Origin of the sequence: Novosphingobium sp., from assembly GCF_020852455.1 — a bacterium.
Classification (GTDB): domain Bacteria; phylum Pseudomonadota; class Alphaproteobacteria; order Sphingomonadales; family Sphingomonadaceae; genus Novosphingobium.
The window spans coordinates 19,715-39,414 of record NZ_JADZAT010000028.1 but is presented as its reverse complement, the minus strand read 5'-3'; the positions used below and the strand labels follow the sequence as shown (position 1 = coordinate 39,414).

Sequence of the window (19,700 nt, the reverse complement as noted above, 5' to 3'; positions counted from 1 at the left end):
TCACTGCGATAGGATTCGATCAATCAATCCTTGGGGGAAATTCCGATGTCGATCCAGCGCCTGTTTACCGAACACCCCGCTTCGGTCGATGAGACCTATGGCGAGCATTTCGTGATGGCGACCGGGTTTGGCCTGCGGATGATCCTGGGCGGCTTTGCCTGCCTGATCCACGGCATTCTGCCGTTCCTGTTCGTGCGCACCGGATCGCTGCAGATTGCGACCCTGCACGAACGGATGGTCACCAAGCGCAACCGCAAGCAACTGCCCGCGGTGCTCGATTTCGTGATCTAGAGCAGCAAGCTTAAAGCAGCAGGTACGCAAACCCCAGCGCGGCTGCAAAGCTGGCGATCGAGGCGGTTACCACCGGCACCGCCGCGCGCCAGCCCATCTGCAGCAGCAGGTCCATCCGGCTGCGCATCGCGGTGGCGGTCACCGCCAGCAGCAGCAGCGTCTTCGACAGCACCAGCCCGCCATCGACCAGCGGCCGGGGGATCGTGACCATGCTGTTGAGCGCGACCACCCCCAGGAAGGCCAGGATGAACCACGGCAGCGCCAGCCGCTGCCACAGCGGGCCTTGCGTGTTGCCGTCGGCCGGGCCGATCGCCAGGCTGGTCAGCGCAACGATCGGGGCCAGCATGGCGACCCGCGCCAGCTTCACGATCGTGGCGTAATTGCCGGCTGGATCGGAAAAGGCATAGCCGCCGCCGATGGCCTGCGCGACATCGTGGATCGACGCGCCGATCAGGAACCCGGCCTGCCCGTCGCTCAGCCCCAGCTCGCCCGCCAGCGCGGGATAGACCGACATGGCAAAGGCGCTGGCCAGCGAGATCCCCACCAGCGTCAGCGCGAACTGGGCCTGGCTCAGCCGGTCCTTGCCGATCACGCCGTACAGCGCCAGCGCCGCGCTGGCTCCGCAGATCGCGGTTGCGCCGCCCGCCAGGATCCCGGCGAAGCGGCTTTGCCCGGCCACTTTCGCCCCGACCATTCCGGCGGCCATGGTCACCGCCATGACCACCCCCAGCGCGGCGAAGGGCGCTGGCCCCAGCGCTTCGATCTGGGCCACGGTGACCTGCAGCCCCAGCACCACGATCCCCCAGCGCAGGCAGGTGCGCGAGGCGAAGTCCAGCCCGGCGTGACTGCGCGGATCGTGGCTGATGAAATTGAGCGACAGGCCGACCAGCAGCCCCAGCAGGATGATCGGAAAGCCATAGTGCTCCGACAGCCAGGCCGCCGCGGCAGCCGCCACTCCGCACAGCGCCAGCCCCGGAAACAGCGGCGCGCGCGGCGCCGGCGCGCTGGGCGCGGTTTCCGCCAGATGCATCTCGCCGAACAGGTCGCCGCCGTGCGGCAGCGAGTCCCAGTCAATCGCGCGCTTTTCGCCTTGCGTCATGCGTCCCCCCGAATGGGAATGATCCATGCCCCATGTCGGCGAACAAGGCAAAGGATTGACAGCACGCACTCCGCATCCGCCATCATGCGCGTACGCGTGAGACGGCAGGTGGAGTTGCGATGATGATTGTGCGGATGATGCTGGCTTTGGCGCTGCTGGTCAGCGCGCCGATCGCCCAGGCGGCCACCTGCCGGCCTGATCCGTTCCGGGTGATGACCTACAACATCCGGCTCGACACCGAAAGCGACGGAGCGAACCGCTGGCCCCATCGCCGCGCGCTGTTCACCGGCCAGATCCGGCTGCTTTCGCCCGACCTGCTGGGCATGCAGGAAGTGCTGCCCGGCCAGCGCGCCGATCTGGTGGCTGATCTGCCAGGCTATCTGGCGCTGGGCGGCGGGCGCGATGATGGCAAGCTGGCGGGCGAGGCTTCGCCGCTGTTCGTCGCGCGTGCGCGCTTTGCCGTGCTGGCCAGCGGGATGTTCTGGCTGTCCCCCACGCCTGCGGTGCCATCGCTGGGCTGGGACGCGTCGTATCGCCGGGTCGCCACCTGGGCGCACCTGCGCCGCCGGGCTGACGGGCTGGCGCTGCTGGCGATCAACACCCATTGGGACCATCTGGGCAAGGAGGCGCGGCTGGGCAGCGCGCGCCAGCTGCGCCAATGGATCACGGCCAATCGCCGCAAGGGTGAGGCGGTGGTGCTGCTGGGCGATTTCAACGCGCCGCTGACCGAGGCATCGCTGCAGGCATTGCTCAGCCCGCCGCTGCTGCGCGATAGCCGGGCACTGTCGCTGGAACCGCCGATCGGCGCGACGATCACTTTCAACGGCTGGACCACGGTGCCCACCGCCGGCGACACGATTGACCATGTGCTGGTGGGTGATGGCCTGGGCGTGCAGCGCTATCACGCGCTGGCCGAGCATTTCGACGGTCGGCTGGCGTCCGATCACTTCCCGGTGATCGCCGACCTTATCCCCCAAGCTTGCGCAGCAAGGCCGCGCGCATAGCGTCAAGATCGCGGGCATCACGCGCGTCGAGAATTCCGCGCGCATGGTCTGGCAAGTGCGCACCGGCCGGGCCGTGGCTTTCGAACACATAGGTATCGAACATCGCCTGCCAGTGGCGGCGGGCATTGGGCGGCAGCTGGCGCAGCGCCATCATCCCCATCAGCATCGCATCCCACGGCGAGCCACCCGGCTCGCCCTCGCGCCACCAATAGTTGACCAGCATCGACACTGGCGAAAGCGCCTGGACGTGGTGATACCAGCCATAGGGGATGTAGATCGCATCGCCGGGTTCCAGCTCGGCCACCAGCGCGGCATCGCAGGCCTGGGCAAAGCGCGGGTAGCGCTCGAAGTCCGGCTCGAGCGGATCGGTCATCGCGATCGGCGTGCCGGCCGGGGTCGGATCGAACGGTCCGAGGTACAGGTTGGATGCCTGTTCGGGGGCATAGAGCGTGAAGCGGCGGCGCCCGGCCGCGCAATAGGCCACATTGTCGGCCGGGTCGCTGTGCGCGGCCACCCGGGCGCGATTGCCGATCCACAACCGCGCCTCGCCCTGACCCGGGCTGAGCGGCAGGGGATTTTCGGCAAGGAACTGCGGTGCGGCCTGGCTGGCCAGAATGCCCTGCGCGGCCAGGGTCGGCGCGGCGGGATCGTCGATCGCCCGCTCCAGTGCATCGAGGAACAGGCCGAACGGGGCGCGGCGGCGGGCAAAATTGAACCCGCGCAGGTCCGGGGCATAGTGGAACCGGCCAGCTTCGGACTGAGGGGCGATTGAGAAATCGATCTCACCCGGAGCCGCACAGCGCCTGAGGTAGGCCAGCACTTCGCGCTCACCCTGGCTGGCGGCCTGCACGACCGGCCAGTCACCGGCTACTCCGCGCAGCACGAACGGCTCTGGCCCGCCCAGTGCGGCAAGCTTGAAATCGGCCAGTTCAGGTAAGGGCTGGGGGATCGTCTGCTCCTGTCTGGACCCGGTCATTGTGGAGTTCATCCCACATGTCGGGCGCTGTGGGAAGCGCTTCCATAGGCCGCCTTGCGATCGGCCTTTCCATCGGCGCTTGCCATTCGGGCGCGGGCTTGCGACATTGCGGCGGGCAATCAGGGGCAGTGCAGGATTAGCGGGCCAGGCGTGAACAGACCGACCATCGACGATGTCGCGGCGCTTGCTGGCGTGGCGCGAACCACCGTGTCGCGGGTGCTCAACAAGCAGCCCAACGTGCGCGAGGAAGTGCGCGCCAAGGTGATGCAGGCGGTTGAAAAGCTGGGCTACCGGGTCAACCTGCAGGCCCGCAACCTGGCGGGACGCAAGGGGCTGCGGATTACCATGGTCCACGCCTCGGACTTCGATACCGAGCCGAATTCGTACTATTCGTCCGCGCTTGAGCTGGGCGCGACCCGTGCCGGAGTGAGCCTGGGGGTGCAGCTGCTCAACCAGGTGGTCAACCAGAACGATCCCGGTGCCGCCGCCGAAATCGTCGCGCGGCTCAGCGAGGACCAGTGCGACGGGGTGATCCTGACCCCGCCGTTTTCCGATGACGCGAATCTGCTGCGCACGCTGCGCGGTTTGGGCATTGCCGCGGTCTGCATCGCCGGCGCGCGCCAGGCCGAGGAACTGGCGCTGGTGCTGGGGATCGACGATTACCGCGCCGGGCACGATATTGGCACGCACCTGCTGGCGCAGGGGCATCGCAAGTTCGGCTTCATCAAGGGGCTGAAGGGCCACGCCTCGGCCGAAACGCGTTATGACGGATTTCTGGCCGCTTTGGCTGAGCAGGGGCTCAGCGAAGCCGATGTGGCCGTTGCCCGCGGGACCTTCACGTTCCGCTCGGGCCATGATTGCGCGCAGGCGCTGCTGGGCGGTGATCGTCAGCTGACCGCGCTGGTCTGTGCCAACGACGATATGGCGGCGGGCGCGCTGCTCGCCGCGCACAAGCTGGGCCTGGCGATCCCGCAGGATGTGGCGATCACCGGGTTCGACGATACCCCGGTTTCGGAAATCGTCTGGCCGCCGCTGACCACGATCCACCAGCCGCTGAGGCGGATGGGAGCCCGCGCGGTGGAACGCCTGGTGGAAGCGGTATCGGAATCGGCCAGCCAGGCCGGGCGTGAAACGCTGGGTCACGATCTGGTGGTCCGCGATTCGAGCTTTTCGGCGGTCTGACGCAGTCCTTTCACCGCGCTCCCCACAATTTCGCATCCTGGCTGCTTGACCTTTGGTGATGCATTGGGCATTTGTTGGAAGCGCTTCCAACAAGGAAGTGACTACAACGGGCGCACGTCCTGTGCTTGGGATTCGCGGAAAACCGCGCAAAACGGAGGGGTTTGATGGGTATGAGGGTGCTTTCGACCACGGCTGCGAATCGCATGCCGAAGGCCTACCGATTCGGAGCTACCGCGGTCTCCGCGCTGGCCATGGCGATGCTTGCCCCGCAAGCTGCCTTCGCGCAGGAGGCACCGGCTGATGAAGGCGCCAGCGATGGACAGGAAATCACGGTTTCCGGGATCCGCTATTCGCTGGGCAACGCGATCAACGAAAAGCGCAAGAACGAAAGCATCGTCGAAGCCGTTTCGGCTGAAGACATCGGCAAGCTGCCCGACGTTTCGATCGCGGAATCGATCGCACGTCTTCCGGGCCTTGCTGCCCAGCGCGTCAATGGCCGCGCCCAGGTGATCTCGCTGCGCGGGTTCTCGCCGGACTTTACCACCACCTTCCTCAACGGCCGGCCTCAGGCCAGCTCGGGTGACAACCGCTCGGTCGAATTCGACCAGTATCCGTCCGAACTGCTCAACATGGTGGTCGTTTACAAGACCCCCGATGCCAGCATCTCGGGCATGGGCCTGTCGGGCTCGATCGATCTGCGCACCGTGCGACCGCTTGAATATGGCAAGCGCGCGTTCGTTGTGAACATGCGCGGTGAAGTGAATTCGGGCGGCAAGCTGAATGACGATGTGCGCAACTGGGGCTGGCGCGCCAGTGCAAGCTGGATCGGCCAGAATGCCGACGGCACGGTTGGCTGGGCTTTGGGCTACGCCCATCTCGACTCTCCCTCGCAGAATCGCCACGTCAAGGCCTACGGCTATGAAAAGTTCGATCATGGGTGCTTCTGGGGTGACGGTCCTTCTTGGTGCGATCCGGCGTTGAACGGGCGCGTTGCGCCTGCCTCGGCCCGCAATTCGCAGTTCATCAGCGGGCAGGAAGTGTTTGCCTATTCTCGCGAACAGCGGCGCGATGCTGCGATCGGCATTCTCGAACTGCAGCCGAGCGAGAAGGCGCACCTCGAACTTGACCTCTACTACTCAAGTTTCAAGCAGCGCGAAGTGATGCGCGGCGTGCAGTGGTTTGACAATCCCTGGGCTGACCAACAGACTCTTCGCAATGTTTCGAACGCAACCGTCGGGGGAACGGACGTGGCGGTTTCGGGCATGGCCAATGGGATCGCACCGCAATTGCGCAACGACTATAACACCCGCGACGATCAGCTCTTCTCGGCGGGTCTGAACGGTGAGTTTGCGATGACCGACAAGCTCAAGCTGGTCGCTGACCTGTCTTATTCGACCAACACCCGCGACGAAAGCATCACTGAAACCTATGCGGGCTTTGGCTGCTGCGCGACGTCGGCAACGCAGAACGCCAATCGGGTGTTCGATTCGATCGGTTTTGACTTCACGCAGTTCCTGGCCGGGCAAGGATTTCCCGACTGGAGCGAAGGGCTGAACTATTCCGACGCGTCGCGCGTTTCGCTGGGTGACCGGGCGCCGTGGGGCGGCTGGGGCCACGATGGCCAGACCAAGGAACCGCACGTCAAGGAAACCGTCTTCGCGACCGACATCGGCTTCAACTATGAAATGGACGGGCCGATCAAGAGCGTCGACTTCGGCGCCAACTACAGCCGGACGACCAAAAGCAAGGACGTGGCCGAGTTCGACCTGTTCCTCAAGAACGGTCGCACCCAGGCGCTGGTCGATCCGCAGTATCTGGTGAACCCGACTTCGCTGGGCTTTGCCGGGATGGGTTCGGTGCTGTCGGTCAACCTGCCGCTGGCGCTGCCGGTCTATTATGACAAGACCGTCTATGTCGACCGCAACACCTTCGACAAGGCTTGGGACATCGCCGAAAACACCATCACGCTGAAGGCGAAGATGAACATCGATACCGGCAATCTGCACGGTAACATCGGTGTGCAGTGGGTTCACCAGGAGCAGAAGTCGCATGGCTATGCGATCAACTTCCTGGTCACCCCGCGTCAGGTCGATCCGATCAGCGATGGCACCAGCTACAGCGACTGGCTGCCCAGCCTCAACCTGACCTATGAACTGGGCGGTGGGCACCGGGTGCGCCTGGGTCTGTCGCGCCAGATGGCCCGTCCGCGCATGGACGAAATGCGCGCCGACTTCATTCCGGGCGCCGACAATATTTGCGGAGGTGGCGGCGGTTCGTCGGCGCAGTGCCAGCCGGGCGGCACCATCCACCCGTGGAACGCCAATGGCGGCAACGCCAAGCTTGAACCGTGGCGGGCCAAGTCGATCGACGTGGCCTATGAATGGTACATCGACAAGTCGAGCTACATCGCGATCTCGGGCTTCTACAAGGATCTTGAGAACTACGTGTACCTGCAGCAGCAGTCGTTCGACTTCTCGGGCCTGACCCTGCCGCCTTCGGTGGTGGTGCCGGTCGGGGTGACGGTCAGCCCGATCGGGACCATCCGCCAGCCGGCCAACGGCAAGGGTGGCAGCATCTACGGGGTTGAAGTCAGCGGCGCGCTGAACTTCGGCAAGATCGCACCGGTGCTTGACGGCTTCGGGGTGATCGCCAGCTACTCCTACGTGAAGTCGAACCTGCGTCCGACCGACTCGACCAACCCGAACACGGTTCAGGCGACCCGCATTCCGGGGCTGTCGAACCACGTCTACAACATCACCGGTTACTTCGAGAAGGGCGGCTTCCAGGCGCGGGCGAGCTATCGCTATCGTTCGGGCTTCAAGGGTGAAGTGGTTCAGCTGTTCGCAAACCGTGGGCTGACTGAAATCCTCGCCGATCGCCAGCTTGACGCCCAGATCGGCTATACCTTCCCCGACGGAAGTTCACTGGGTGGGCTGTCGATCCTGTTGCAGGCCAACAATGTGACCGATTCACCCTATCGTACTCGCCTGGGTGTCGATGGTGGTGGGCCGCGTACGAATGACGGCGGCTATCTGCCGGAAATCTACGAAAAGTACGGCCGCCAGTTCCTGCTTGGCTTCAGCTACAAGTTCTGAAGCCTTCGTTAGGGTCCGCAGGTCGGGCCGGCGCTTTGCGGGAAAGTCCATGCTTGCAGGGACTTTCCCCATGAGGGAGCGTCGGCCCGGCTTCGGGCGGCTGAAATGATGCAATTCGGAAACGGGCGGGTAGTGCTGGTGAAGTTCAAATATGTCCTGGCGGCGGGTGCGCTCGCTACTGTTCTGGCTGGCGCGGCAAGCGGCAAGATTGCCAATCCGGCGGGCTGGTCGGCTGATGAGGCCAAGGCGATCGCGGCCTGGCCCGCGCGCAAGGCAACTGGCAAGATTGACCCGGCGATCGAGATCCGGATAGCCAAGATCGTCAAGGGCATGACGCTCGAACAGAAGATCGGGCAGATTACCCAGCCCAGCATCCTGTCGATCACGCCTGACCAGGTTCGCAAGCACTACATCGGCACCATCCTCAACGGCGGGGGTGCCTGGCCGGCGATGAACAAGCATGCCTCGGTCAAGGACTGGGCCAATCTGGCCGACCAGTTCGCCAAGGCGGCGATGTCAACCGACATGAAGGTCAAGATCCCGCTGATCTGGGGGATCGATGCGGTCCACGGCAACAACAACGTGCACGGGGCCACGATCTTCCCGCACAACATCGGGCTGGGCGCGACCCGCGATCCCAATCTGGTTTACCGGATCGGTCGGGCGACGGCCAAGCAGGTGCGAGCCACCGGGCTGGGTTGGGCGTTCGCACCGACACTGGCGGTGGTGCAGAACCAGCGCTGGGGCCGTGCCTATGAAGGCTATTCGAGCGACCCGGCCCAGGTGGCCTTGCTGGGCACGGCTTTGGTGCGCGGCTTGCAGGGCACGCTGAAGGGTGATGGCGACGTGCTGGCCTCCGCCAAGCACTATCTGGGCGATGGCGGCACCTTGAATGGGGTGGACCAGGGCGAAACCCGCACCTCGGCGCGCGATCTGGTGAACGTGCACGGGCGCGGGTACTATTCGACCCTCGATGCCAACGTGCAGACCGTGATGATTTCCTATTCAAGCTGGACGATGGACGGAGTGCCGTTCGGCAAGATGCACGGCAACCGTGCGCTGATCGACGGCGTGCTCAAGCGTAAGCTCAATTTTGACGGGATCGTGGTTTCGGACTGGAACGCGATCGAACAGGTTCCGGGCTGCAAGGTCGATCACTGTCCGGCGGCGATCAACGCCGGGATCGACGTGTTCATGGTTCCCGAAAAGTGGGAAAGCTTCATCGCCAACACCGTGGCCGACGTGAAGGAAGGCCGCGTGCCGATGGCGCGGATCGACGATGCGGTGACCCGTATCCTGCGCGTCAAGTTCCGCACCGGGCTGTTCGACCGGCCGATTTCCGCCGGGCGCTTCACCGGTCAGGCTTCCGCGCTTGAGAATCGCGCGCTGGCCCAGGAAGCCGTGCGCAAGAGCGCGGTCCTGCTCAAGAATGACAAGGCCACGCTGCCGCTGAAGCCGGGCAAGCGCGTGCTGGTGGTGGGCGCGGCGGCCGACAGTTTCCCGATGCAGGCCGGTGGCTGGTCGGTGACCTGGCAGGGCGATGAGATCAACAACGGTGATTTCCCGACCGGCGAAACCGTGCTGACCGGGCTGCGCCGGGTCTATGGCGCGGGCAATGTCACCTTCTCGGCCGATGGCAGCGCCTTTGCACCCGGCAAGTTCGATGCAGTGATCGCGGTCATTGCCGAAAGCCCGCATGCCGAAATGAAGGGCGACGTGCGCTGGCCCGCACCGATCGGGCAATCGCTGCAATATCCGGCTGACCTGGCATTGCTCGACAAGGTCGGGGGCAAGGGTGTGCCGCTGGTGACGTTGCTCTATTCGGGCCGCACCACCTATACGACCGACCTGATCAACCGTTCGGATGCCTTTGTGGCGGCTTTCCTGCCCGGCAGCGAAGCGGGCGCGCTGGCCGATCTGTTCGCCGCGACCCGGGGTTATGACTTTACCGGCCGCCTCTCGTTCGCCTGGCCATCGACCACCTGCCCGACCAACGGCTATCCCGCCGCCGAGCAGCTGTTTGCGCGCGGTTTCGGCTTGTCCTATGCCAAGGCACGGCAGACCGGTCATCTGGTGGAATCAGCAAACCTGACCGCCTGTCCGTAACGCAGGAGTACTGGCCATGAAGAGCTTGCGGCGCATCCTGATTGCTGGGGGCGGGTCGTCTGGCTGGATGACCGCGGCACTGCTCGCCCGGCTGTTCCAGGGGCTCTACGATATCGTCCTGGTCGAAAGCGAAGACATCGGCACGATCGGGGTGGGCGAAGCAACGATCCCGGCGATCAAGAAATACAATGAGATCCTGGGGCTTGATGAAAACGACTTCATGAAGCGCACCCAGGCCAGCTTCAAGCTGGGTATCCAGTTCGAAGGCTGGCTCAACGGCGATGACAGCTATGTCCATGGCTTTGGGTTGATCGGCCAGGACTGGGAATGGCTGCGCATGCACCACTACTGGCTCAAGGCGCGTGAGCTAGGCCGGGCCAGCAATTTCGACGATTATTCGATCAACGCGTCGGCGGCCACGGCCAACAGGTTCATGCGTGCCCAGCTGGAAATGGGCGACAGCCCACTTGGCCAGATTGGCCATGCCTTCCACATGGATGCCGGACTGTTTGCCCGGTTCCTGTCGGGCTATGCCCAGGATCGCGGCGTGCGCCGCCGCGAAGGCAAGATTGTCCAGACCAACCTGCGCGCCGACGATGGCTTCATCGAAAGCGTGGTGATGAACGACGGCGAAGTGATCGAGGCCGATCTGTTCGTCGATTGCTCGGGCTTTCGCGGGCTGTTCATCAATCAGGCGCTGGGGGTGGAGTTTGAGGACTGGTCGCACTGGTTGCCGTGCAACCGGGCGATCGCGGTGCCCTGTGCGCGGTCAGACAATTTCACGCCCTACACCCGCTCGATCGCGCACGGCGCGGGGTGGCAATGGCGGATCCCGTTGCAGCACCGCACCGGCAACGGCCATGTCTTCTCCACCCAGTACATGGACGATGCCGAGGCTGAGCGGATCCTGCTGGCGAACCTTGATGGCGATCAGTTGGCGAACCCGTTCAAGGTCGATTTCAAGGCCGGCAAGCGCAAGCAGCTGTGGCACAAGAACTGCGTGGCGATCGGGCTGGCCGGGGGCTTCCTCGAACCGCTTGAATCGACCAGCCTGCACCTGGTCCAGGCCGGGATCATCCGGATGATCCGGCTGCTGCCCGATGCCGGCTTCGACCAGTCGAACATCGATGAATTCAACCGCCAGACCGATTTCGAATTCGAACGGATCCGCGATTTCATCATCCTGCACTACAAGGCCACCGCCCGGTCCGACACGCCGTTCTGGAACTATTGCCGGACCATGGAAGTGCCCGCCACCCTGCAGCGCAAGATCGACCTGTGGATGGCCAACGCCCGGATCTTCCGCGAAGACGAGGAACTGTTCGCCGAGGAAAGCTGGATCCAGGTGTTCCTGGGCCAGGGCATGATCCCGCACGGCTATGATCCCCTGGTCAACATCAAGAGCGAGACCCAGATCGCGCAGTATCTGGGCAATATCCAGGCGGTGATTGGCAAATGCGTCAAGGTGATGCCCAGCCACGCCGAATACGTCGCCAAGACCTGCCCGGCCGAAGCATGATCCGGATCAGACCAGCCTTGCGCGCGCTGGCCGCGCCACTGCTGGCATGCCTGCTTGCCGGTTGCGGCAGCGGATCGGGTAGCCGTGCAGGCGGCGAAACGGTGCCGCCGGCCCCCACCGCAGGCGCAGTGGCGGTCTGGGCCAGCAGCAGCGATGCCACCCGCAAGCTCTCCCGGCAGGCCGATCTGGCGCTGGGTGAAGCTGCGGCGCCGGCCAGTACCGACCTGGTGGTCGATCCGGCCCGGCAGGATCAGGAAATCGTCGGCTATGGCGCGGCGATGACCGATGCCTCCGCGCAATTGTTCCAGACCACCCTGAACCGCGCCCAGCGCGACGAACTGTTCGCCGAACTGTTCGGACGGCAGGGGCAGGGGCTGGGGCTGTCGTTCGTGCGCGTACCGATTGGCGCGTCGGACTTTTCGACCCGCCATTACAGTCTGGATGACATGCCCAGGGGGCAGAGTGACCCCGCGCTGGCGAAGTTCTCGATGGCGGGGGCGGAAGCGGCGCAATTGCCCGCGCTGCGCGCCGCGCGGGCGGTCAATCCCGAACTGACGCTGATGGCCAGCCCGTGGAGCGCGCCGGGCTGGATGAAGGACACCGACAGCCTGATCAAGGGGCGGCTCAAGCCCGAGCATTACGGTGCCTTCGCGGCTTACTTCGTGCGCTATCTCGATGTGATGGCGGCGGGCGGCTTGCCGGTGCGCTATGTCACCGCGCAGAACGAACCCGATTTCGAGCCCGAGAATTATCCCGGAATGCGGCTCAACGCGCCCGAACGTGCGCGCTTTATCGGCGCGCATCTGGGGCCGGCGCTGGCTGCGCGCAGCCAGCCGGTGGGGATCCTCGACTGGGATCACAACTGGGACAAGCCCAACGAACCGCTGACCGTGCTGGCCGATCCGGTTGCGGCGCGGCAGGTCACCGGGATTGCCTGGCATTGCTATGCCGGCGATGTTCAGGCGATGGGCCAGGTCCGCCAGGCGCACCCTGACAAGGAGGTGTTCTTCACCGAATGTTCGGGCGGGGGCTGGGCGCCCGAATGGGGCAAGACGCTGGGCTGGATGATCGACAACCTGGTGATCGCGCCCAGCCGCGCCGGATCGCGGGGTTCGATCCTGTGGAATCTGGCGCTTGACCAGAACAGCGGCCCGCATCTGGGCGGCTGTGGCAATTGCCGCGGGGTAGTGACGATCGACACCGTAACGCGTAGCGTGACCCGCAATGTCGAATACTATGTGCTTGGCCATGTCAGCCGTTTCGTGCGGCCCGGTGCGCGGGCGATCACCAGTCAGGGCGGCCCGGCGGGGATGACCCACGCCGCCTTCCGCAACCGCGATGGCAGCCTGGTGCTGCTGGTCCACAATGCCGGCACGGCCGAGGCCCGGCTGAAAGTGCGCAGTGGCAGCAAGACCTTTGCCGTGACTGCCCCGGCGGGCGAAGTCATGACCCTGGTCTGGAGCGGCTAGGCTTGGAACGGCTGCGCCAGTTGGGGGTGACCGGGGCCTTTGTCGCGGTGACCACGCTGTTCCTTGGCTGGGGCTTCATCTCGTCGAACAACGATCCGCTGATCGTGGCGATGCGCGCCGCGTTCGATCTCAATTACACCGAAGCGTTGATGATCCAGCTGGTCAGTTTTGCTGCCAACGGGCTGATGTCATTCCCGGCAGCTTCGATCGGCAACCGGCTGGGACCGGTAACGACCATCCTGATCGCGCTGGGAACCATGATCGGCGGCTGCCTGCTGGTCGGCCTGGCGGTTGGCTGGCACAGCTATGCGGCGGTACTGGCCGCGCTGTTCGTGCTGGCGCTGGGGATCACCACGCTGCAAGTCTCGGCCAATCCGCTGGCGGCCGCGCTGGGTCCGGCCCGGACCAGCCATTTCCGCCTCAATTTCGCGCAGGCTTTCAACTCGCTGGGGGTGGTGCTGGGGGTCAACTATGGCGCGGCAGTGATGCTGGGTGACAAGGTGCTGAGTGCCGGCCAGGATCGGCTGGCCGATCCGCGCGCGGTGGCCGAAGTGCTGCAGGCGGTGCAGCGTGCCTTTACGGCGATGGCTGGACTGCTGGCGCTGCTGGCGCTGCTGGTCTGGCTGCAACGGCGGCGGATCGGGCAGGCGGCAGCGGCGATCCCGGTGGTCAGCGGTGCCTCGGTGCTCGATGCGCTGCGGTCCCGCTGGGCGCTGTTCGGGGCGCTGGCGATCGGGCTCTATGTCGGGGCGGAAGTCTCGATCGGCTCGATCATGATCGCCTTCCTGCACCAGCGCGACGTGTTGGGACTGCCACTGGAAGTGGGCGGGTTCTACCTCGCCAACCTCTATTGGGGCGGGGCCCTGGCCGGCCGGGCGATTGGCACTGCGCTGCTGACCCGGGTGCGCGCCGCCCGCCTGCTAGCGTTTTGCGCGATGATGACCACACTGCTGTGCCTGATCGCCTTTGCCGGGCTGGGGCCGCTGTCGGGCTATGCCGCGCTGGCCGTGGGGCTGTTCAATTCGATCATGTTCCCGACGATCTTCACGCTCACGCTTGAGCGTTCGGGCGTGTCGCAAAGCTCCACGTCGGGACTGCTTGTGCTGGCGATCTCGCTGGGGGCGGTGATCCCCTATCTGGTCGCGCGGCTGGCGGATGTGGAAGGACTGGCCTTTGCCTTCGTCGTGCCGGCGATTGCCTATGGCGCGATCCTGCTGTTCGCGCTGCGCGCCGCGCTGACCGAGCCGCGCCCCGCCGCCCAATAGAAAACAGCCCCCCGCACGGATGGCGAGGGGCTGTGTTCCAAGCTTGCGACCGAGGGCCTAGTGTTCGCCCAGCGCCTTGTCCTCATTGGCGCGCTTGATCACATAGTGGCGGATCGCCTCGACCTGATCGGGATTGAACTGGTCCTTCCAGGCGACCATCCCGTTGGCGCTGAGCGCGCCATCGTGGACGATCTTCTTCCAGGCCTCGGCATTGCCGAGCACGGCCGAGTGGCGCAGGTCCGGGTTGAGCGATCCGGCCACTGCGGAAGCGCCGTGGCAGACCGAGCAGCTGTTGGCGTAGAGCTTGCCGCCCAGCGCGATCTGTTCGCCCTTGCCGGTCAGCGGCGGCGGGTCGAGCACGCGCTTGGCGCTGGGCGGGGCGGCGGGCAGCACACCCTTGGCGCCCAGCTTGAACACCATCAGCCGGCTGATGTTGGGGGTCATGGTCGAAACCAGCTTGCCGGCCGAAACGTCCCAGACGCCGCCCCAGCCGACCAGCACCGCGATGTATTGCTCACCGTCGATCATGTAGGTCATCGGCGCGGCCAGGACGCCGCTCTGCGTGCCAAAGCTCCACAGCTGCTTGCCGGTATCGGCTGTATAAGCGCGGAATTCACCCAGCGCGGTGCCCTGGAATACCAGGTTGCCGGCGGTTGACAGCGTCCCGCCGTTGGTCGGGGTGGAATGCGGCACGCTCCACCGGGCCTTGCCGGTCAGCGGATCGAAGGCCACCAGCGCGCCCTTCATCGCCGCCTTGGTCGCGGCGCGGATCGCCTTGTCGGCCGGAATATCGCCGCCCGAAACGTCGATCCCCAGCTGGAAGCCGGTGGTGCCCGGTTTCCAATCGGGATCGCCCATGTAGAACTGCGGGGTATAGTTGACCGGGATATAGACCAGCCCGGTCTTGGGGCTGAAGCTCATCGGGGTCCAGCTGTGGGCGCCGACCGCACCGGGGAAGCCCACGAAGGGCTTGCCGGTCACTTCATACTTGGCCTCCGGGTTGATCTTGGGCGCGCCGGTAACCGGATCGAGCCCGCTGGCCCAGTTGATCCCTTCGACGAACGGATTGCCCGAGATGAACTTTCCGGTCTTGGCATCCAGCGTGTAGAAGAACCCGTTCTTGGGCGCGTGCATCACCACGCGGCGCTGCTGGCCGCCGATGGTCACATCGCGCACAATCAGCTGCTGGGTTGAATCGAAGTCCCAGCGGTCTTCCGGGGTTTCCTGGAAGTGCCAGGCATATTCGCCGGTATCGGCATTCACCGCCACCACCGACGCGGTGTACAGGCTGTCGCCGGCGCCGTCGGTGTTGCGGTGCGCGGGGTTCCACGGTTCGGCATTGGCAGTGCCGAAGATCACCAGGTTGGTGACCGGATCATAGGTGATCGAATCCCACACGTTGCCGCCGCCGCCGCGCTTCCAGAAATCGCCGCTCCAGGTCTTGGCGGCGGCTTCCAGGTGCTTGCCTTCCTGCGGCTTCGACGGATCGCCCGGCACGGTGTAGAACTTCCAGATCTCGTCACCGGTCTGGGCATCATAGGCGGCAACATAGCCGCGGCTGAAATATTCGGCCCCGGCCTGGCCGATCAGGACCATGCCCTTGGCGATCCGCGGCGCGCCGGTGATCGCCATATGCGAATCCTTGGGGATGGTCGGCTTGTCGAACACCACTTTGCCGGTCTTCTGCTCAAGCGCGACCAGCCGGCCATCGAGCGTGCCGACATAGACCTTGTCGCCATAGAGCGCGACGCCGCGGTTGACCGCATCGCAGCAGACATCGACCAGCTTGGCGCGCGGCACCTTGGGATCGTAGGACCATTTGAGCGCGCCGGTCCTGGCGTCATAGGCCTTGACCATCGACCAGGCGGTGGTGACGTAAAGCACCCCGTCGTGCATCAGCGGGGTGGCTTCCTGCCCGCGCGCGGTATCCATGTCGGCTGACCAGGCCAGCCCGAGTTCGCCGACATTCTTGTCATTGATCTTGTCGAGCCCGGAGAAGCGCGTTTCGGTGTGATCGCCGGCCACGGTCAGCCATTCGCCTTCGGGCGGATTGGCCAGCATTGCGTCGGTCACCCCCTCGGTTGCGGGAGGTGACGGGCTCTTGCCGCAGGCGGCAAGCGTCAGCAGGGCGGCGGCGGCAAGCAGCTTCAGGCGCATCGGTGATCCCTCTCCAAGATCTGCCCGCTCGTGCGGCGAGTCAGATACGCGGACAATTCGCCGGATTCCGCGACAAATTGCAACCTCAATGTTAACCGCGCGATTAGTTTTGGACCGCGGCGAGCGGATGGCTATCCTCGGGCGCAATCCGGATTCGAAGGGACCAAGCGATGTGCGATGATCTGACCGCCCTTGAAGAAGAGCAGGCGCTGGCCGCGCGCGGCCTCAGCCGCCGTGAATTCGCTGCGATCGGCGCGGCCGGAATGCTGGTGGCAGCCGGAACGGCGCAGGCCAGGGCTGGGGCACTGAAGGAAGCGATGGTCGAAGTGCCAACCCCCGATGGCCAGGCCGACGCCTTCTTTGTCCGCCCGGCCAAGGGCAGGCACCCGGCGGTGATCCTGTGGCCCGATATTGCCGGGCTGCGCGATGCCTACAAGGAAATGGGCCGGCGGCTGGCCGGGGCCGGTTATGCGGTGCTGGTGGTCAATCACTATTATCGCGCGGCTAAGGCGCCGCTGCTGGCCTCGATGGCCGAATGGCGCAGCCCGGCGGGTCAGGAGAAGCTGAAGCCGGCGATCGCCACGCTTTCGCCCGCCAACACCGTAAAGGATGCCGCTGCCTTCGTGGCCTGGCTCGACAAGCAGGCCGGGGTGGACCGCAAGCGCGGGATCGGGACCCAGGGCTATTGCCAGACGGGATCCTTCGCGATCCGCAGCGCGGCGGCGCTGCCGGCGCGGATCAAGGCGGCGGCCTCGTTCCACGGCGGCGGGCTGGTCAGCGACAAGCCCGACAGTCCACATAGCCTGTTCGCCAAAAGCCAGGCTGGCTTCCTGATCGCGATCGCGCGCAACGACGATGCCCGCTCACCGGGCGACAAGGATGCGCTGAAGGCTGCGGGCCAGGCTTCGGGCCGCTATGTCGAGGTGGAGGTGTATAAGGCCGACCACGGCTGGTGCACGCTCGATGCCCCGGTCTATAACAAGGCCGAGGCCGACCGCGCCTGGGGCCGGTTGCTGGAGCTTTACAGAAAGCTTTAGGAGACCGAGTTCGAGGTACCCGCGACGGTCTGGCCCTTGGGCTTAACCAGGATCACGACTTCATCGTAAACCGCCAGCAGGTGGCTGTCGTACCACTGGTCGATCACGCATTTGACACGGCCGAAGAAGGCGGGAACGTCTTCCAGCACATAGTGATGGCCAAGATTGGCCCCGCCGCGCTCGCCATAGGTGTTGGGCAGCTGGACATCGAGCGCCTGGCCCTTGAGGTAGGCGGCGATTTCATCGACGTGCTGCTTCAGCGCCATCCGGCGATGATCGCCGCTGCTGCCGCCACTGCGGGCATGGCCCAGCTCTTCCTTGGCCTTTTCGATCAGCGTGTTGATGTAGGCATAGATGCGGTCCATGTTCTCGCGCTTGAGCGAGATCATCGTATCGACATAGTCCTTCTGCACGCGCAGCGCCGCCGTTTCGGGGTGCTCGCTGCCCCAGAAGCCTTGGGACCAATCTTTGGGATTCTGCTGGATCATGCCCGCCACACTAACGCCGCATGGTTACCAGCCGGTTAAGCATCCGGTTTTGCTTGTCGCCGGGCGGGCGGGCGCTAACATGGCATTTCCGGTTTGAAAGGGAGCCTTTGTGATGGGTCCGTTGATGGTCATGATCCTGGCCGCTGTGGCCGTGTTTCTGCTGCTGGGCGTGCGGGTTGTACGCCAGGGGCACGTCTATACGATTGAGCGATTGGGCAAGTTCACGCTGGCGGCGCAGCCGGGTCTGCACCTGATTATCCCGTTCGTCGATCGGGTTGGCCACAAGGTCAACATGATGGAGCAGGTGCTGGACATTCCCGGCCAGGAAATCATCACCCGCGACAACGCGATGGTCGGGGTCGATGCGGTGGTATTCTTCCAGGTGCTTGATCCGGGCAAGGCCGCCTATGAGGTTTCGAACCTCTATGTCGCGATCATGCAGCTGACCACCACCAACCTGCGCACGGTGATGGGTTCGATGGACCTCGACGAGACGCTGTCGAAGCGTGACGAGATCAATGCCAAGCTGCTGCAGGTGATCGATCACGCCACCGAACCCTGGGGGATCAAGATCACCCGGATCGAGATCAAGGATATCCGCCCGCCGGCCGATATTTCCAACGCCATGGCCCGGCAGATGAAGGCTGAACGTGAAAAGCGGGCCCAGATCCTTGAGGCCGAAGGGCTGCGGGCTTCGGAAATCCTGCGGGCCGAAGGTGAAAAGCAGGCCCAGATCCTGTCGGCCGAAGGCCGCAAGGAAGCCGCCTTCCGCGATGCCGAGGCGCGCGAACGCGCGGCCGCGGCCGAAGCACAGGCGACCCGGGTGGTCAGCGAGGCGATTGCCGGATCGGGCAGCCAGGCGCTGAACTATTTCATCGCCCAGAAATACACCGAGGCGGTTTCGCAGTTCGCGACTTCGCCCAATGCCAAGACCATCCTGTTCCCGGTCGAGGCGACCCAGTTGATCGGCACGGTCGGCGGGATCGGCGAACTGGTCAAGGATGCGCTGGGCGAGGGAGCAAAGAAATGAGCCTGCTCGAAGGGATCGAGCCGCACTGGCTGTGGCTGACCCTGGGCCTGGTGCTGGCGGTGGGCGAAATGACCATCCCCGGCGTTTTCCTGATCTGGATGGCGGGTGCTGCCATGCTGACCGGGCTGGCCACCTGGCTGATGCCGATCGGACTACCCTGGCAGGTGGTGCTGTTTGCCGGCCTGTCGATGGTTTCGGTCTTTGCCGGGCGCAACTGGCTGCGCCGCCATCCGATCCAGCCGGCCGATCCCAAGATGAACGATCGCGGCGCGCGGGCGGTGGGCGAAGCCGTGGTCGTCACCCAGGTGATCGAAGGCGGACAGGGCCGGGTCCGGCTGGGCGACAGCGAATGGTTGGCGCGTGGCCCCGATGCCGAGCCGGGCACACGGATGCGGGTATCGGGCCATGACGGCGCGGTCCTGCTGGTTGAACACCTGCATTGAATGAAAGGACACCGATGAAACCTCTCCTCCTGGGCCTTGGCGCCGCGACAATCCTGACCGGGCTGGCGGTTCCGGCAAGTGCTTATGATGGCACCGCGCAGGGCGATGCGGTGTGTATCCGGATCCTGGCCGAAGCCGCGGTCAAGTTGAAAGAAAAGCCCCCGACCTATGCCGTGGTGATGAACTTCCAGGGTTACTACACCGCGCGGGTCCGTCAGGCGATTGGTCCCAAGGGTGATCTGGCCGCCGCCCTGCGCGCCGGCAGTGATGTGGCCGGCAAGATGGACGGGCCGACTTACAAGGCGACCGGAAGCAAATGCCTGGAAGGTGCCGCACAGAAGGATCTGGAGGAACTGTTCATCACGAATGACCGGCTTGGCGCAAACCTGGCGGACAAGTAGCGCGGTCTGCACGCCAAATTGACATTTCACCCATTAACCCTGCGCGGCAATTGCCCTAATGGGGCAGAAGAGCGTTGGCCTGATGCCGCGCTGGAGGGATTGAACAAGCGTAATGGCCAGGAATGATATCCGGCGTGC

Annotated in this window: 16 protein-coding genes; 12 read left to right on the top strand and 4 right to left on the bottom strand. The window is 64.8% G+C overall.

Features of this window, described 5'->3' with window-relative positions:
• Window positions 1–45 precede the first annotated feature (45 nt).
• Window positions 46–291 carry a DUF6356 family protein gene (locus tag IT549_RS12085; protein ID WP_292973502.1) on the top strand — a complete coding sequence of 82 codons (246 nt, stop codon included), beginning with the start codon at window positions 46–48 and terminating at the stop codon, window positions 289–291.
• 10 nt (window positions 292–301) lie between these two features.
• On the opposite strand, the gene IT549_RS12080 is transcribed toward IT549_RS12085, so the two are convergent.
• Window positions 302–1,390: a putative sulfate exporter family transporter gene (locus tag IT549_RS12080; protein WP_292973500.1), complete on the bottom strand. Its 1,089-nt coding sequence runs from the start codon at window positions 1,388–1,390 to the stop codon at window positions 302–304.
• Window positions 1,391–1,509: 119 nt separating this feature from the next.
• Between IT549_RS12080 and IT549_RS12075 the strand changes: the two genes are divergently transcribed.
• A complete protein-coding gene (locus IT549_RS12075; RefSeq protein ID WP_292973498.1) occupies window positions 1,510–2,394 on the top strand; it encodes an endonuclease/exonuclease/phosphatase family protein in 885 nt (294 codons plus the stop codon).
• Here IT549_RS12075 and IT549_RS12070 read toward each other — a convergent pair.
• Window positions 2,357–3,370 (bottom strand): cupin-like domain-containing protein, encoded by a 1,014-nt coding sequence (locus IT549_RS12070; protein ID WP_292973497.1) that lies wholly within the window; start codon window positions 3,368–3,370, stop codon window positions 2,357–2,359. The genes IT549_RS12075 and IT549_RS12070 overlap by 38 nt on opposite strands.
• 150 nt (window positions 3,371–3,520) lie before the next feature.
• Between IT549_RS12070 and IT549_RS12065 the strand changes: the two genes are divergently transcribed.
• The 6 genes from IT549_RS12065 (at window position 3,521) to IT549_RS12040 (ending at window position 14,006) form a co-directional block, all read left to right on the top strand.
• Complete coding sequence (locus IT549_RS12065) at window positions 3,521–4,552, top strand: LacI family DNA-binding transcriptional regulator (protein ID WP_292973495.1); 1,032 nt, start codon at window positions 3,521–3,523, stop codon at window positions 4,550–4,552.
• Window positions 4,553–4,755: 203 nt separating this feature from the next.
• Window positions 4,756–7,647: a TonB-dependent receptor gene (locus IT549_RS12060; RefSeq protein WP_292973493.1), complete on the top strand. Its 2,892-nt coding sequence runs from the start codon at window positions 4,756–4,758 to the stop codon at window positions 7,645–7,647.
• A 105-nt stretch (window positions 7,648–7,752) separates the two neighbouring features.
• Window positions 7,753–9,753, top strand: a complete 2,001-nt coding sequence (locus tag IT549_RS12055) for a glycoside hydrolase family 3 protein (protein ID WP_292973491.1) — start codon at window positions 7,753–7,755, stop codon at window positions 9,751–9,753.
• 16 nt (window positions 9,754–9,769) lie between these two features.
• Window positions 9,770–11,272 carry a tryptophan halogenase family protein gene (locus tag IT549_RS12050; protein WP_292973489.1) on the top strand — a complete coding sequence of 501 codons (1,503 nt, stop codon included), beginning with the start codon at window positions 9,770–9,772 and terminating at the stop codon, window positions 11,270–11,272.
• Window positions 11,269–12,741, top strand: a complete 1,473-nt coding sequence (locus tag IT549_RS12045; protein ID WP_292973487.1) for a glycoside hydrolase family 30 beta sandwich domain-containing protein — start codon at window positions 11,269–11,271, stop codon at window positions 12,739–12,741. Before IT549_RS12050 ends, IT549_RS12045 begins: the two co-directional genes overlap by 4 nt.
• A 2-nt stretch (window positions 12,742–12,743) precedes the next feature.
• Window positions 12,744–14,006: an MFS transporter gene (locus IT549_RS12040; RefSeq protein WP_292973485.1), complete on the top strand. Its 1,263-nt coding sequence runs from the start codon at window positions 12,744–12,746 to the stop codon at window positions 14,004–14,006.
• A gap of 57 nt (window positions 14,007–14,063) precedes the next feature.
• On the opposite strand, the gene IT549_RS12035 is transcribed toward IT549_RS12040, so the two are convergent.
• Window positions 14,064–16,163: a PQQ-dependent dehydrogenase, methanol/ethanol family gene (locus IT549_RS12035; protein ID WP_292973483.1), complete on the bottom strand. Its 2,100-nt coding sequence runs from the start codon at window positions 16,161–16,163 to the stop codon at window positions 14,064–14,066.
• Between the two features lie 170 nt (window positions 16,164–16,333).
• On the opposite strand from IT549_RS12035, the gene IT549_RS12030 reads away from it, so the two are divergent.
• The gene (locus tag IT549_RS12030) at window positions 16,334–17,200 is read left to right on the top strand and encodes a dienelactone hydrolase family protein (protein ID WP_292973481.1); all 867 of its coding nucleotides are present in this window, start codon (window positions 16,334–16,336) and stop codon (window positions 17,198–17,200) included.
• Here IT549_RS12030 and IT549_RS12025 read toward each other — a convergent pair.
• Entirely contained in the window at window positions 17,197–17,688 is a 492-nt protein-coding gene (locus IT549_RS12025; RefSeq protein ID WP_292973479.1) for a hypothetical protein, read from the bottom strand. The two genes, IT549_RS12030 and IT549_RS12025, sit on opposite strands and share 4 nt — an antisense overlap.
• A 112-nt stretch (window positions 17,689–17,800) precedes the next feature.
• Between IT549_RS12025 and IT549_RS12020 the strand changes: the two genes are divergently transcribed.
• From IT549_RS12020 to IT549_RS12010, 3 genes are read left to right on the top strand one after another with little or no spacing between them, the layout of a single operon-like run.
• Window positions 17,801–18,718, top strand: a complete 918-nt coding sequence (locus IT549_RS12020; RefSeq protein ID WP_292973477.1) for an SPFH domain-containing protein — start codon at window positions 17,801–17,803, stop codon at window positions 18,716–18,718.
• Complete coding sequence (locus IT549_RS12015) at window positions 18,715–19,161, top strand: NfeD family protein (protein WP_292973475.1); 447 nt, start codon at window positions 18,715–18,717, stop codon at window positions 19,159–19,161. Before IT549_RS12020 ends, IT549_RS12015 begins: the two co-directional genes overlap by 4 nt.
• Before the next feature lie 14 nt (window positions 19,162–19,175).
• A complete protein-coding gene (locus tag IT549_RS12010) occupies window positions 19,176–19,562 on the top strand; it encodes a hypothetical protein (RefSeq protein WP_292973474.1) in 387 nt (128 codons plus the stop codon).
• Window positions 19,563–19,700 lie beyond the last annotated feature (138 nt).